We start from the raw sequence: 15,984 nt of genomic DNA, 5'->3' as shown, positions 1-15,984 counted from the left end.
CTTATAATTACCTGTTGGCGGAAATAATTTCTTTCTATATGGTTATGAGCTAAATTGATACGCGGACAAGGCGGACGAACGCGGATTTTATAAGGCTGAAAGCCTGAGATTACATAGCGTAGGGCAACGCCCTACGTGATTATGTATATCTCTATTTAAGCCCTGAAAGGGCGCAATCAAGCATACACGCTTTATCTCGCCCTTTCAGGGCTCAAAAATGGGGATGTATATTACGTAGGGCGATGCCCTACGCTATATAATGCAAGCCTTTCAGGCTTAAAATTCAGCCCGATAAATTATCATTTAGCTCATTATTGTACCGTTATGAATTAATTCCGCCAACGGGTTCTTAAATGTCAATTTATAAAGTTACTCCTGTCTTGAAGATTGCAATTTCCTTATAACCTTTCTTTTCGTTGTTTACGAATTCGCCACTTGCTACTTGGATTATATAATCAATGAACCGTTCACAAGTCTTTTCCATCGGTTCATTTTCTACGATGACTCCTGCGTTGAAATCAATCCAGCCCGGTTTGTTTTTTGCCAATGTGGAGTTCGTTGAAATCTTCATGGTCGGTACGTAGGTTCCGAACGGGGTTCCGCGTCCTGTAGTGAACAGTACCATGTGGCAACCGCAGGAAGCCAGTGCTGTGGCAGCAACAAGGTCATTTCCCGGTGCCGACAGCAGGTTCAAGCCTTTCACTTTCAGACGTTCACCATACGGTAATACGCCTTCCACATAGCTCTTGCCGCATTTCTGCGTACATCCCAGTGCCTTGTCTTCCAGGGTAGAGATACCACCCGCTTTGTTTCCCGGAGATGGGTTTTCGCCTACCGGTTCGCCATGTGAGAGGAAATATTCCTTGAAGTCATTAATCAATTTCACTGTTTCTTCAAATAGTTCCTCGTTGCGGCAACGGTTCATTAAAATGGTTTCCGCACCGAACATTTCCGGAACTTCCGTCAATACGCTTGTACCGCCTTGTGCCACCAGGAAGTCGGAGAACATTCCCAGTAACGGATTGGCCGTGATGCCTGAGAAGCCGTCCGAACCACCGCACTTCAATCCCACGCGCAATTCACTCAGAGGAACATCCACGCGCTCGTCCTTACTTGCTTTTTCGTATAGTTCGCGCAGCAACTCCATACCTTCTTCGTACTCGTCGCCCACCTTTTGAGTAACCATGAATTTTACGCGATCCTCATCGTACTCTCCCAGGAATTCGCGGAATACATCCGGCTGATTGTTTTCACAACCCAAGCCCACTACCAGAACTGCGCCGGCATTGGGGTGTAATACCATATCACGCAGAATCTTCTTTGTATTTTCATGGTCGTCACCCAACTGTGAGCAGCCATAATTATGCGGATAAGCCATGATTGCATCCACGCCCTTACCGCCTGTTTCCCGGCGCAAACCTTCGGCCAGCTGGTTGATGATACCGTTCACGCAACCTACAGTCGGTATAATCCAAACTTCGTTACGAATACCCACTTCGCCATTTTTGCGGCGATACCCTTTGAATGTCAGATCTTTGTGCGGAATATCCAGCGTAACACTTGTCGGATTGTAAGTATAGTCCAGCAATCCTGCCAGGTTCGTCTGAATATTATTTTCGTTCATCCAGTCCCCTTGTTTCTTGGCCATACGTGCATGGCCGATAGGGTACCCATATTTAATGACGTTTTCGCCCTCTGCAAAATCTTTTAATGCAAATTTGTGTCCGGCGGGTACTTCCTCGTTCAGAGTGATTTCCACCCCGTCCACAGTGAGTTTTTCTCCTGCCGGCAGCGTTACAATAGCTACGGCTACATTATCAGCAGGGTTGATTTTAAGGTACTTAGTTTCCATAATTACTCTTATTATTTATTATGATAAAATTCAATATTTTCCTTCGTCAACAAGTCAATCGGCATAAAGTTCTCTCTTGGAACTTCCTTTTTGAAAATCAGGTAGTCACATAGTGCCTTGATTCCGTCGAATCCCTGTAACTCCGGCTGTTGGGCTATGAGGAAAGATACGCTGCCCTCCATCAGACATTTCACGTTACGTTCCAGCAAGTCATACCCCATCAGATTAAAAGCTGTTTTCCCTTGTTTCAACAAGTACTCTCCAACGATATACACTTTTGAATTGAAAGTGATACCATTCTTTACGTTCGGATGTTTTCTGAAAAAATCGTCCAGCATCTGTGCATCATCACTGTCCCGCTTGGCATGTAAGTCCAATTCCCAAATGCGGCAGTTGGGGTGATGCTTCAACATATACTCCCGGAAACCGATTTCGCGGCGTTCCTGCTGGTTAGATCCCACAATACCCTCGTTTATCTTGCGGAAGATTACTACTTCCTGCTCGTTTCCTGCAAGTAGCATCAACATTTTTGCGGCGAAATATCCGCTTTGGTGAGAATTCTGTCCAAAGAAGGAAAGGGCGGGTTGATCTTTCAGATTTGAGTCTATATATATATAAGGTGTAGAACGTCGGTTCAATTCCTCTGTGAAAGATTTCGTATGCTGCGGCACGGTGGGGGCAAACATGACGCCGTCTGGTTCCTGTTCCAGGATACCTTGGGCGACATCTACGAATGAATGATAATCAAACGGATCGTAAAAGGAGAGGTCTACGGAGATATTGAAATCCGAATACGCTATCAGTGCATCGTGAATGCCGGCTTCTACCGCAGTCCAGTATTCGCCTTCCTCATGTTGCGGCAGCAGGCAGGAAAATGTGTATTTTTTGTTGGATGCCAGTGCGCTGGCGTACATATTAGGCTGGTAATCCAGTTGCTTCAGGATTTCTTCCACCCGTTTCCGGCTGGCTTCCGACACACCGCTACGGCCGTGTATCACACGATCTACTGTCCCCACTGATACATCCGCCATTTTGGCGATATCTTTGATTCTAATTCTTTCTGCCATTAGGTTATTTACAATTTACAATGTACAATTTCACAAGTTATCATTTACTTATTTACCATTTATCATCTGTGCTTTTTAGAAGTCACTGCCTGTCTCAGCTTTCATCTGCATAGCCAAATTGTACATTGTAAATGGTAAATTGTACTTCCTCTTGTGTTCGCACACAATAATAATCTTAATATTTTCAGCACAAATATATGACAATTTTTGTAATTACGAAAATTGTTGTATCTTTGTGCCCGCACACGAAGACTATGAAGAACGAACCGTATTTTAGTTTACTCTCCATAGTATCAGGTGATTAAGGCTGTTTTTGGCTCTAAAATGACAAATTGAAAGTTCTAAATTAATCACATATTAAAAAATAAATAAGATTATGGGAAAGAAAGTCGTTACATTAGGCGAGATCATGTTGAGACTGTCCACTCCGGGAAACACTCGTTTTGTTCAGTCTGATTCATTTGACGTAGTATATGGTGGTGGTGAAGCAAATGTTGCTGTCAGCTGTGCCAATTACGGACATGATGCTTACTTTGTGACTAAATTGCCGAAACACGAAATCGGACAATCTGCTGTAAATGCATTGCGCAAATATGGTGTAAAAACAGATTTCATTGCCCGTGGCGGCGATCGCGTGGGTATCTACTATCTTGAAACAGGTGCTTCCATGCGTCCCAGCAAAGTAATCTACGACCGTGCGCATTCTGCTATCGCTGAAGCTGATGCAGCTGATTTCGACTTCGATGCTATCATGGAAGGTGCCGATTGGTTCCACTGGTCAGGTATTACTCCTGCTATCTCTGATAAAGCTGCCGAACTTACCAAATTGGCTTGTGAAGCTGCAAAACGTCACGGTGTTACGGTTTCTGTTGACCTCAACTTCCGTAAGAAACTCTGGACAAAAGAGAAAGCTCAGTCTATCATGAAGCCTTTGATGCAGTACGTAGATGTTTGTATTGGCAATGAAGAAGATGCAGAACTCTGCTTAGGCTTTAAACCCGATGCTGACGTAGAAGGCGGAAAGACAGATGCTGAAGGATACAAAGGTATTTTCAAGGCAATGGCTAAAGAATTCGGCTTTAAATATGTAATCTCTACTTTGCGTGAATCATTCTCTGCAAGTCACAATGGCTGGAAGGCAATGATTTATAACGGTGAAGAATTCTACGAATCCAAGCGTTATGATATCAACCCGATTATCGACCGTGTAGGTGGTGGTGACTCTTTCTCTGGTGGTATCATCCACGGTTTGCTGACGAAACCCAATCAGGGTGCCGCTCTTGAATTTGCAGTAGCCGCTTCTGCATTGAAGCATACTATCAATGGTGACTTTAACCTGGTATCTGTAGAAGAAGTTGAATCACTGGCTGGTGGTGATGCAAGTGGACGTGTTCAACGCTAATTTCATGTACAATTTACCATTTACAATGTACAAATAGCGGCAAATGACGAGAGAGGAGATGAAAAACCGCTTAAAGGTATTTGCGGTACGAGTTATAAAGTTGGTAGATAAACTTCCTAATACTCCGGCAGGAAGAGCTATCGGAAACCAAGTAGTTCGTTCAGGAACTTCCCCCGGAGCAAACTATAGAGCCGCTTGCATTGGAAAGTCTGATAAGGATTTTCTGAATAAATTGAAAATGGTAGAAGAAGAACTTGATGAAACTGCATATTGGTTGGAACTGATAATGGAACTTGAACTTGTGAAACCCGAATTGCTGCAAGATTTGCATCATGAAAATAAGGAGCTGGTTAGCATAATTGTAAAGTCTATAATCACTATGCGCAATAAGCAGAATATAGAAATAAAGTAATAATAACAGATGTCTCTGTATAATGTCCGCATGGTTAAATTGTACATTGTACATTGTAAATTGTAAATCATAAAATGGCAAAGTTTGATAAAATAGCTGTGCTGAACAAAATTGGTTCAACCGGCATGGTTCCTGTATTTTACCATAAAGATGCAGAAGTTGCAAAAAAAGTAGTGAAAGCTTGTTATGAAGGTGGTGTTCGTGCATTCGAATTTACCAATCGTGGCGACTTTGCTCATGAAGTATTTGCAGAAGTTGTGAAGTTTGCAGCAAAGGAATGTCCTGAAATGGCAATGGGTGTGGGCTCTATTGTAGATCCTGCAACGGCTGCCCTTTATTTACAATTGGGTGCTAACTTTGTCGTAGGTCCGTTGTTCAATCCTGAAATCGCTAAGATTTGCAATCGTCGTCTGGTGGCTTACACTCCGGGATGCGGAAGTGTGTCGGAAGTTGGCTTTGCACAAGAAGCAGGCTGCGATCTCTGCAAGATATTCCCGGGTGATGTTCTCGGAGCAAAACTTGTAAAAGGTTTGCTGGCTCCGATGCCTTGGTCTAAACTGATGGTGACCGGTGGAGTAGAACCTACTCAGGAAAACTTGACTTCCTGGATTAAAGCAGGTGTATTCTGCGTAGGTATGGGCTCAAAACTCTTCCCGAACGATAAAGTTGCTGCGGAAGATTGGGCTTATGTTACTGAAAAATGTAAAGAAGCGCTGGCTTATATAGCAGAAGCAAGAAAATAAGTACAATTTACAATTTACAATTTACAATTTAGGCTGCGCTATAATCTGCATAGTAAAATTGTACATTGTACATTGTATATTGTAAATGAATTCCATTTTGTTTAAAGGTGTTTAAAGGGGACAACCGTTGGAGTTGGCAGATTGTTGCTACTCCAATGGTTTGTTTTTTTATAATATATAGTTTTTTTTCGACAAGCTATTTTTTAGAATTTATCAGGTTTTATAGCCTTTATTCGGGAAACTCTCATTAAATCATTCTTCTTGCTAATAAACTTGTATATTTTGTGCTGCGCATTTTTCTATAAGTTGTATATGTTACTTTTTTATTTGAACTAAAACTTGTATATCTTGTTATTTGTATTTATATTTGTAGCCAGATAAGAGTTTGTCGAATTATACTACTAATATATATAGGTATGAAACAACGAAAGATGAAACAGATTGTGTTCCTGTCCCTTATGTCAATGCTTCTACTGGGTAGCTGCACGGATAGAGATGTGTATCAGGGAGGAGGAGAGGAGACCGGTAAGAACACCCCTCTCAAGCCTTCGGAAGTTTTTGACTTCAGCATGATGCAGCAGGTAAAAGTAAATGTGGACTACGGGTTTACAAGTGATTATTATATCACTTTTGACCTTTATAGTCAAGACCCTATGAAGGAAGAAAATGATTCATGGATAAAAGATGAATCACTGTCTCCTGTTTATTCGGCTCCTACTGACAAGAAAGGACGATATTCAGGTACGGTTGAAATCCCTTCAGACATTACGGAAGTATGGCTTTACACTGATTATTTAGGTGCTATTTCACCGGTTAAGTTGACTATTTCTAATGGTGAGATAAACTATAATCAGAGCGCGTACATTGCATCGCTGCAAACCAAGACAAGGGGCACAACGACTGGTGGCCATAATTATTTGGATGATTGGATGCTTATGCCTGGTGTAGACTGGGATGGATACGGTATGCCCAATAATATGGAGGCTGCTTTGAGTGCGCCACCGGCAGAAATCTTATATAGTATTCGGAGTACATATAGTAATATCAGTGGAAAACAAATTAAAGATTTACATCCTGACTGGCTTAATAATAATACTACTTCTGAAATTAAAATAATCAAAGATACAGAGCTGAGCCTTGTTTTTGTTGCAAGTAGTGCCAGTTTTAATAATACAGTAGGATATTTCACTTATAAATCAGGAACTGTTCCTACTCCGGAAACAGTTCAAAAAGTGCTTGCATTCCCCAATGCTTCTCCTATTTCTAAAACTGACAAAAATACGGGAGAACGTTTAGGATCATTGCTGTGTGGACATGAGGTGAAACTTAAATATTGGAATGAGGCTGAGCAGAAATTTGAGGATAAATTTCCTGCTGGTGTTACTGTTGGGTGGTCTTTGCAGGCAAATGCATTTAAATCTGGTGATATTTTGAAAGGTATTGGAATTCGTTATTCATATAGTACTATGAATTATGATAATTCACAGCGGGTAGTAGCTTTGCGTGATGGAGGTACGGATCAGATTGTAGCTATCGGCTTTGAGGATAATGTAGATTTTGATTATTGTGATGCCACCTTCTATCTGAAGATTGCAGAAGCAAATGCTATTGATCCGGGTGGTCCGGAATTACCTCCGGTAGATCCTCCCAGCAATGTTACCACTACCTATAAGGGAACTTTAGCTTACGAAGACCAATGGCCGGCGCAAAAAGATTATGATATGAATGATGTGATGATGACTTATCAATCTACTCTTTACCGGAATGTTGTAAGCAGCAAAATATATAAGATTGTAGATGAGTTTACTCCCCTCCATAGTGGAGGTACACACATTTGTGGTTTTGGATACCAACTCCATAATCTTACACCCGACCGAGTAAGAAGTATCGAAGTTTCAGGTCCTGACGGTTGGAAAATAGAGACAGATCAATCGCATCCTACTGTTATCTTGTTTGATAATATTAAGAGTGTTTTAAATCAGAAGTTTACTGTTACCATTGAATTGGCAGATGTGGAGTTGAGCCAAGTGACACCTCCTTATAATCCTTTCATATTTGTTAATGGTAGAAGCAGGGAAGTGCATCTGGTAAATTACGCACCTACGGATAAAGCTGATAAGTCACTTTTCAATACGAGTGATGATATGTCGAATGTCGATGCAGGCATTTATTATATCACCCGTTATGGAGAAGAAGTAGATATCATGCCGTTTGCTATTAATCTTCCTATTCTCAATTTTAGTATTCCTACAGAAGGTGTGAAGATATATGATACCTATCCTGATTTTATTGAGTGGGTAAAATCAAAAGGTACATCAAATACGAATTGGTACAAGAATAAGAAGTAAATAATAGCTTCTTTAAGTAAAAAGAGTTTTATCTATGTTTTGCCATAGATAAAACTCTTTTTTTTATACTTTTGTCTTGTCAATGATGAATAACAGAAAAACACTATTGTATGAAATTGCAAACACTATTTTCTATCTTATTTTGTAGCGGAGTAATTGGAGGATTCATCTCCTGTAATCATTCTTCTTCACTTCGAACCCGGAAGGAGGCTTTAGGTAAACTCATTTTTCAAGATACCCAGCTATCTGAGCCTGCAGGACAATCTTGCGCAACTTGCCATACAGCCGATAAAGGATTTGCAGACCGTGATTCCCGCATTGTATCCGAAGGTGCTGTCCGTGGTCTTTATTCCCAGCGTAATTCCATGACTATCTGCTATTCTATGTATGTTCCCTCGCTCTATTTTGATGATGAGGAGGAAACTTATGTAGGTGGGCTCTTTTGGGATGGACGTTCCCCTTCATTGCAGCATCAGGCAGGTGAACCGTTTCTTAATCCTGTAGAGATGGGAAACCCAGATAGGAGTTCTGTTGTGAAAAAGGTGCGTCGTGCATCGTATTATCCTGAATTAGTGCGTCTCTATGGTGAAACTGCCAATGTTGATTCTCTTTATGCTCATATAACAGATGCACTTTCCATTTACCAGCAATCCAAAGAAGTGAATTCTTTTTCTTCCAAATATGATGCTTGGGAGAGAGGTGAATATGTTTTTACTGAAACAGAATCACGCGGCATGGATCTTTTCAAAGATAAGGGAATGTGTGCTGAATGCCATATCCTGGATAAAGATGAGCGTGCCGGACGTGTTCTTTTTACCGATCATACCTATGACAATCTTGGCATTCCGCGTAATCCGGAAAATCCGCATCTTCGTGTGCCCGCCGACTATTTTCTTCTTACTCCGGATAGTATTGACTTGGGATTAGGTCCCATTGTGGGCAAAGAAGAAGAAAATGGCAAATTCCGTGTCCCTACTTTGCGCAATATTGCCTTGACCGCTCCTTATGGACATAATGGCTATTTCAAAACTCTTGAAGAAATCGTTCACTTCTATAATGTACGTGATGTGAGTGATGAATTTCCTCCTGCCGAGTGTCCTGCCACAGTCAATCGTGATGAGTTGGGAAACCTTGGTTTAACTCCTGAAGAAGAAGCCGACCTTGTAGCATTCATGAAAACGTTAACAGATGATTTTAAAGGCGTTCAAAACTAACTGTAACCGTAAACAAAGCTGGATAAACTTAAAAAGATGTTATAAAACACACGTTTTTTCGTGTGGCTGTTTGCGTACACGGAATTTTTTCATACCTTTGTATCGCAGTTGGGAAACTGCTCATGATTTTGACTTTTAAATAAATTAGTTTTTAGTTTTCAATAAAGGATTAGTTAGGGTAAAAAGATTTAGTTAATAGTTTTTTCATAGGCTAAAATTTGGATTAAAAAAATAGGTAATTAGGTATAAAGGTAAAAGAAAAAAGTTTATTTTTATAGGTAATTAGAAATTTATTTTGGGTAAAAAGAAGATTGATTTTTAGGTAACAATGATGAAGTTTAAAAGAAAAGCCTCTAAGGCTTTTCTTACAGAGGCGAGAGGTTCGTGAGAGCTTGCTCGTTTTTTTGTGTCCTGAAATGAAATATAGGACATTTTCTTTTTTTTAGAAATGATGATTATTCCAGTCATTCTTTGTATATTTGTGGCATCATCTACATAAAAAATTAATTTTGGAACAGATACTGCTTATACTCGATTGGGTTTTATATGTATTGTTTGCGATAAACATATTGTATTTATTAGTTTATAGCTTAGCATCACTTCGCCGTAGACCAGTTAAAATGGCTCCGGCGAAGGAATATAAACGGATTGCATTATTGATTGCGGCGTATCGGGAAGATGCTGTTATTATGGATACGGTGCAAGCTTGTTTGGCACAAGATTATCCAAGTGACAGATATGATGTGGTAGTGATTTCGGATCACATGCAACCTTCTACGAATGAGAAACTGCGTGTATTGCCTATAAAACTGCTTCAGGTAGATTTCGAGAAAAGTACGAATACAAAATCGCTGAAAGCTGCTCTTGAATATTTGGGTAAGGATTCCTACGATATTGCTTTGATAATAGATGCTGATAATATAATCAATTCTTCTTATCTTGTGGAATTAAATAATGCTTTTGCTGATTCCAAAGTGCAGGTGGTTCAAACGCATCGCGTTGCAAAGAACTTGAATACCAATATGGCCTATTTGGATGCTATCAGTGAAGAAATAAATAATTCTATATTCCGTTTAGGACATGTGAATTTAGGCATGTCGGCAGCTTTGATTGGTTCCGGCATGGCGTTTGAATATTCACTATTCTATAAAGCAATGATGAGTAATACTTCGGTTGGAGGTTTTGACCGAGTTTTAGAAATGAAGTTGCTTTATCACCGTGTTTTCTTTCATTACTTGCCTGATACGTATGTACTGGATGAAAAAATACAGAAGGCAAAAAACTTTTATCAACAGCGCCGTCGCTGGCTGTCGGCGCAATACTATAGTCTGGGCGAATTTGTGCATCATTTATTACCTGCTATTCGTCATCGTAAATGGGATTTTTGTGACAAACTATTCCAACAGGCAGCACTTTCACGGGTGTTATTGTTAGGATTTACATTTATTTTTTCCGTATGTTCTTCTATATGGTTTCCTTCATTGGCCTATAAATGGTGGGTAATTTTAGGGCTATTACTGCTTGCGTTGATAGCAGCAATACCTCGTCGTTTCTGGCAATGGCGCTTGGTTAAAGCGATATGCTTTATTCCATATTCATTTTTATTGATGTTTGCTAATTTATTCCGTCTGAAAGAGGCGAATAAAAGATTTATTCATACAGAACATGGAATAGAGGAGTGAAATCTTAATTAAGCAAATGTTATGAATAATAATCCTGTAATTTCTATCATCGTTCCTGTTTATAACGTTGAAAAGTATCTGTCCCAATGTTTAGATAGCATTTTAGAGCAGACATTTACTGATTTTGAGGTGTTACTAATAGATGATGGTAGCCTTGATCGTAGTGGTGATATCTGTGATAAATATGTGGAGAAAGATGGGCGAATAAGAACTTATCATCAACAGAATGCCGGAGTAAGTAGTGCTCGAAATGTTGGTTTATATTATGCAAAAGGTACTTATATTACTTTTATAGATTCAGATGATTATGTTACTCCTGATTATTTGAAGAATTTGAGTGATATGTTACCGATTGATAGTAGTAGCCAAGGAATGGTAGTGGGGGGATTTAGTAAACTGTTGCCTGATGGTAGCACTCAAATAGTTCATGTTCCTGAGTTGAATATATTCCCATCAGATTATTATCGTGTGCTGACTGAACTGCTGGAACAAAATATTAAGTATACATGTTCAAAATTGTATGATAATCGGCTTATTCAAAAATGGAATATACAGTTTATTCCTTCTATATCATGTTTTGAAGATATGTTTTTTATGCTTGATTATTTACTCTATTCAAAATTTTTATTTATTCGTGATAATTCAGATTATATTTATCGAGTTGGATATTCTCTAAATTCCTTATCTACATATAGTAGCGATTTTCGAAGTGAATATGCTGCATTTGTTAATTATTTAGATCGAGTATATTTTTATAAGAAAAAGTATGCTTTGAATCAACGAGAATTGAATAAGGTTTGGAGGTCACTGACTGCATTTTTTCATAGAGTTATATTGGCAATCTATAAAGTCGAGAATCGTTATACCCGAAAAGATCGGCTATGCTTTTTGCGTGAGTTGCTTTCATCTAACAAGAAGTGGATTAAGAACTATTTTAGTCCTCAATATAAAGTGGACATTATTGGTAAATTCTTACTTTCCTACGTGGGGGTAACTGCCTTTGATGGCTGGATGCGTTTTTTATTGTATATGAAGTTTAAAAGGATGTTTGGTAGTGAATAATAAAACGAAATGAATATATTATTTTTATATTTGAGAATGTTTCATCCCCATCATGGAGGAATTGAGAGAGTAAGTGATCTTCTCAGTCGGGAATTTTTAAAGAGAGGGCATAATGTATTCTTTTTACATACAATTAGAGATGAGACTTTATTGGATTATCCATACCCAGCACCACTTTCTTTTTTCCCTTTTCCTCAAGAAGACGTGGAACGAAATGGTAAATTTTATCATGATTTCTTAATCGAGAACCGCATTGAAATAGTGATTAACCAAGATCTTTTGGCTTATCATGCAATCTGTAGCTTTTCTACTGAACTGAAAACTGTTCATACCATATCAGTAATGCACGGAAATCCGCTTCTTGTATATGATTATTTGTGGAAGCTTACGATGCGGTTAAGGAATGATACATTTATTGAGAAGATTAAAAGAATAGCTCGCATAATAAAGGTACCTAAAATAAAGCGTGATTATTGGCAAATGTTAAAAAGAGGTTATGAAGATAGCTTTGCTTATTCAGATTTAGTGTGTTTGCTTTCGTCCAAATTCATTCCGGAATTAAAAAGAATATATCCGAATTCTTTAGATAAATTAATAGCGATACCTGACCCGAATACATATCGTCCCCAACAATTGACGGGTTATGCAAAAAGGAAACAAATACTTTATGTGGGACGAATTGCATGGCATCTGAAACGAGTAGATCGCTTAGTTGGCATCTGGAAGCGATTATATAAGAAATTTCCGGATTGGGAATTAATATTTGTGGGAGATGGACCGATAAAGAAAGAACTTGAATGCAAGTTTGCGAAACAGGAAAGAGTGGTGTTTGCGGGTTATCAAGATCCGGAGCAGTACTATAAGGATGCCAGTATTATATGCCTAACAAGTGATGCGGAAGGTTGGGGAATGGTCTTGACGGAAGCTATGACCTTTGGTACAATACCTGTGGTTTTCAATTCTTATGCAGCCGTAACTGACATTATAGATGATGGTAAGACTGGATTATTGGTACCTCCTTTCTCATCGGCTAGGTTTGCCCGTGCGTTGGAAACATTAATGAGTGATGAGAGCTTGCGTAACAGAATGTCACAAGCATGTATGCAGTCGGTACGCCGTTTTGATATAACTACCATTGCAGATCAATGGGAGGCTATTTTTGAAAGATTAAATTAACTTGTTGTTATCTGTGGATTAGTTTATTTATGAATTTGTATAATCGTCCTTCCTTTTTTACGATACGTTTTGTGAATGCTCTTATACCGGGAGTGGCAAGATAGAGCAGAATGTACGTGAGGGTTAAATAGGTTGATGTGAGCAGTACTCCGTATTTTATCCAATGCATAAAAGAAACTTCCGGTGAGAAATGTTCAGCAGGAATAATATTATAGCATAAAATACCTACAAGGATGAGTATGGCTAAATGCTTAATATAATTTATCCAATAATGTATAACAGACATTTTGAATCCCCGGCTATATAAAAAATAGGGTTTCCAAATTCCAATGATAAAAAACAAACTCGCAGATCCTCCCAACAATACTCCTGGAAGTCCCCATAGAGAGCCACCTATTAATGCTACGGCCAGATTAATGCAAACTTCTGCAATAGGAGACCATGTGTCGCTGAATAATCCATAGCCGTACAGAAATTGATCTGTCGCACCTCGTGTGTAGCCAATGAAAGCATTGAGAATTATAATAACCAATACATAATGTGGAAGTACATATTCCTCACCTAACCATAGGTAAATAAAAGGAGAAGTTAATTGAAGTAGCGCAAAAGAGATGATGCCGGCGATAAAAAAACGTATTCCTAATAATTCCCAGAATACCTGTATAATTTTCTTTTGGTCTCCTTCGGCTATTAGGTTTCCAACCCCCGCATTTGTACTGCTTAATAAGTTATTGACCAATTGTGTTATTTTATCTATAATAATAGTATAATTGCCATAAAAAGCTACTGTTTTTAGTGAGGCAAATGTATATATGAGAAAGGGGGCAGTTTGATATTGCACGAAACTTCCTATTTTATGAACAAATAACTGTTTTGTGTATGTTTTTACTTCTGGATATTTTTTCAGTAACTTTTTTCCTAATTTTATATTTGCTTTTAACCAAGGGTAGGTTTGATTTATTTTAAAATTCAATATGATGGAGTAAGTAATACCTAATAATAATTCTAATCCGATCCATAAATAATAGTTACGAGTGTAATAGGCTACGCCTATTTGAAAGAGTGTTTTTAGTAACATTGCACTTTGGAAATATGCTGTCACTACATAGTTCTTTTGGTCAGCTCCCAATAATGTTTGCTTATAGTTAGCGAAATAACCAATCAAGGAACTTGTTAAGTAAGAGAAATAGGCGAAGTAAATAATGTGTAAATTGAAAATGTTATTAGGAAAAATCAGTGGTAAAAAACATGCGAGTATACATCCGGTTCCTAAAATGATGAAGCCAATCCAACGATAGATATAGCCGAAGACGGAAATTATTTCATTGATTTTATCTGTATTATGCTCAAAAATAGGTTTGTAAAGTACATAGCCAATAGCACTATTAATACCTAGTTCTGCTAAATTGAGAAAGCCAAGAAGATTGTTTAATGTACCTGTGAGTCCAAGAAAATCAGCACTTAATGTATCTAAAAAGATCTTTCGCGAGAAAAAAGCGACTGCAAGGCTCAAGAAATAAAAGACCAGGTTAACTCGGGCGTTAAGCAATGACTTTTTGACGCGTGACTCGTATGGCATAATATCTGCGTTTTTTTATGCAAATATATAAAAAAATCAGAAAAAAGTCTATCTTTGTTGCTTAATTAAGTATTAAATATATGATACCTAAAAAGATTCATTACTGTTGGTTTAATGATACTCCTATACCGCCAAGTTTGCGTATGTGTATGGACTCGTGGAAAAAAGTGCTTCCTGACTATGAATGGAAAAGATGGAGTCTTCGGGATTTCAATGTAAATTCATTGCCATGGACTAAAGAAGCGTGCGAAGCTGGTGCATGGGCTTTTGTTGCCGATTATGTACGCTTGTATGCATTGTATACGGAAGGTGGAATTTATATGGATACAGATGTACTGGTGAAGAAGTCGTTTGACCCTTTTTTATCAAATGGATTTTTTACAGCCATCGAGTTCCATCCGGAAATGATTGCAGATGACGAGCTGTCTGATGAACGTCTGGAATTGGATGGTACAAATAGGTTTCCAGGAACACGTGTACCGGGAGTAGGTTTGCTGTCTGCTGTGTTGGCGGCGGAAGAGGGGCATCCTTTTTTGGTTGAAGCTATGAAATTTTATGAAAAGCGTCATTTTATCCAAGAGGATGGAAGTTGGTATACGAAAGAAATAGCACCAGATGTGCTTGCTTTGGCTGCTGAGAAATTCGGGCTAAAGTATAACAAAGATGGTGAGCAGCATTTAGAAGAAAGGATGGTAATTTATCCTACAAAGATTTTTGGAGCGGCCTACTGTCAGGTTACCGATGCCACTGTGGCAGTTCACCTTAGTAAAGGTAGCTGGCGGAAACGTACTTTGTTGAGAGCGTTTCTGACAAGGATTAATTTTTATCGTAAGATATTTAAGGCTAAAAAATAGAGGAAGGGGTTTGAGGACACTGAAAAAGTTCCTTTATTTCAGCGCCTCCTTTTGCTGATATGCTATAATTAAGTTCGCTAAATCTGATTATTGGATTTGGCGAACTTTTTCCTCCTCCTTAAATTCTATTTGGTATGCTTCCAAGAGTTTTTATGAGCGTTTTCATAGTATATTACATAGCTCAATGCTCAATCTTTTTTCCTCAAATTAATTTGAGGATTCTCTTGACAATAGTTCGTTAAATATTCAATTAACATTTATGCGGCAGTTACCGTAAACTTAACTCCCTCTTGCCATAACCTTCGATTTATTTCCGTGTCAGACTTAATCCCTGACACGGAAATAAATCGTTGCATAGGAAAAGGTTGTGACACAATACCTTAACAGAAGCTATTGATAAAACGATTCCTTCTTCCAAGGCTTTCTCTAGCTATATCCACATTGGTGAGTGTATCACTGTGAAAATGGTTTGTGCTTCTTCTAAAAAATAGTTTGTGAGGATATTACAATTGTTAGTATAAAATGATTTGTGAAATTTCACTTCTTTTTCTTTCCTGCTTAGTAATTTTTCCTAAGAACATACTTTTTCAAAT

The 15,984-nt window shown here is 38.6% G+C and carries 12 protein-coding genes; 9 read left to right on the top strand and 3 right to left on the bottom strand.

Annotated features, from left to right (window positions below):
* Positions 1–361: 361 nt before the first annotated feature.
* Complete coding sequence (locus DW036_RS13670) at positions 362–1,852, bottom strand: UxaA family hydrolase (protein WP_118464849.1); 1,491 nt, start codon at positions 1,850–1,852, stop codon at positions 362–364.
* A gap of 11 nt (positions 1,853–1,863) precedes the next feature.
* Entirely contained in the window at positions 1,864–2,919 is a 1,056-nt protein-coding gene (locus tag DW036_RS13665; RefSeq protein ID WP_118464848.1) for a LacI family DNA-binding transcriptional regulator, read from the bottom strand.
* Between the two features lie 376 nt (positions 2,920–3,295).
* Between DW036_RS13665 and DW036_RS13660 the strand changes: the two genes are divergently transcribed.
* The 8 genes from DW036_RS13660 (at position 3,296) to DW036_RS13625 (ending at position 12,958) form a co-directional block, all read left to right on the top strand.
* Complete coding sequence (locus DW036_RS13660; protein WP_007662276.1) at positions 3,296–4,321, top strand: sugar kinase; 1,026 nt, start codon at positions 3,296–3,298, stop codon at positions 4,319–4,321.
* A gap of 43 nt (positions 4,322–4,364) precedes the next feature.
* On the top strand, positions 4,365–4,733 hold the full coding sequence (locus DW036_RS13655) for a four helix bundle protein (protein WP_007213440.1): 369 nt from the start codon (positions 4,365–4,367) through the stop codon (positions 4,731–4,733).
* Between the two features lie 74 nt (positions 4,734–4,807).
* Positions 4,808–5,476 (top strand): bifunctional 4-hydroxy-2-oxoglutarate aldolase/2-dehydro-3-deoxy-phosphogluconate aldolase, encoded by a 669-nt coding sequence (locus DW036_RS13650; RefSeq protein ID WP_009127171.1) that lies wholly within the window; start codon positions 4,808–4,810, stop codon positions 5,474–5,476.
* 416 nt (positions 5,477–5,892) lie between these two features.
* Positions 5,893–7,824, top strand: a complete 1,932-nt coding sequence (locus DW036_RS13645; protein ID WP_118464847.1) for an LruC domain-containing protein — start codon at positions 5,893–5,895, stop codon at positions 7,822–7,824.
* Between the two features lie 110 nt (positions 7,825–7,934).
* A complete protein-coding gene (locus DW036_RS13640) occupies positions 7,935–9,038 on the top strand; it encodes a cytochrome-c peroxidase (RefSeq protein ID WP_118464846.1) in 1,104 nt (367 codons plus the stop codon).
* 509 nt (positions 9,039–9,547) lie between these two features.
* Complete coding sequence (locus DW036_RS13635) at positions 9,548–10,720, top strand: glycosyltransferase (protein ID WP_118464845.1); 1,173 nt, start codon at positions 9,548–9,550, stop codon at positions 10,718–10,720.
* A 21-nt stretch (positions 10,721–10,741) separates the two neighbouring features.
* Positions 10,742–11,782, top strand: a complete 1,041-nt coding sequence (locus DW036_RS13630; RefSeq protein WP_118464844.1) for a glycosyltransferase — start codon at positions 10,742–10,744, stop codon at positions 11,780–11,782.
* 9 nt (positions 11,783–11,791) lie between these two features.
* Positions 11,792–12,958, top strand: a complete 1,167-nt coding sequence (locus DW036_RS13625) for a glycosyltransferase (RefSeq protein ID WP_118464843.1) — start codon at positions 11,792–11,794, stop codon at positions 12,956–12,958.
* 7 nt (positions 12,959–12,965) lie between these two features.
* On the opposite strand, the gene DW036_RS13620 is transcribed toward DW036_RS13625, so the two are convergent.
* Positions 12,966–14,537 carry a lipopolysaccharide biosynthesis protein gene (locus DW036_RS13620; RefSeq protein WP_118464842.1) on the bottom strand — a complete coding sequence of 524 codons (1,572 nt, stop codon included), beginning with the start codon at positions 14,535–14,537 and terminating at the stop codon, positions 12,966–12,968.
* A gap of 80 nt (positions 14,538–14,617) precedes the next feature.
* Here DW036_RS13620 and DW036_RS13615 point away from each other — a divergent pair, with 80 nt between their 5' ends.
* Positions 14,618–15,391 (top strand): glycosyltransferase family 32 protein, encoded by a 774-nt coding sequence (locus tag DW036_RS13615; RefSeq protein ID WP_118464841.1) that lies wholly within the window; start codon positions 14,618–14,620, stop codon positions 15,389–15,391.
* Positions 15,392–15,984: the final 593 nt, after the last annotated feature.

The organism is Bacteroides sp. AF39-11AC (assembly GCF_003474285.1).
Classification (GTDB): Bacteria; Bacteroidota; Bacteroidia; order Bacteroidales; family Bacteroidaceae; genus Bacteroides.
Note: the sequence above shows the minus strand (reverse complement) of the source record. Positions and strands in the feature narration are given on the sequence as shown.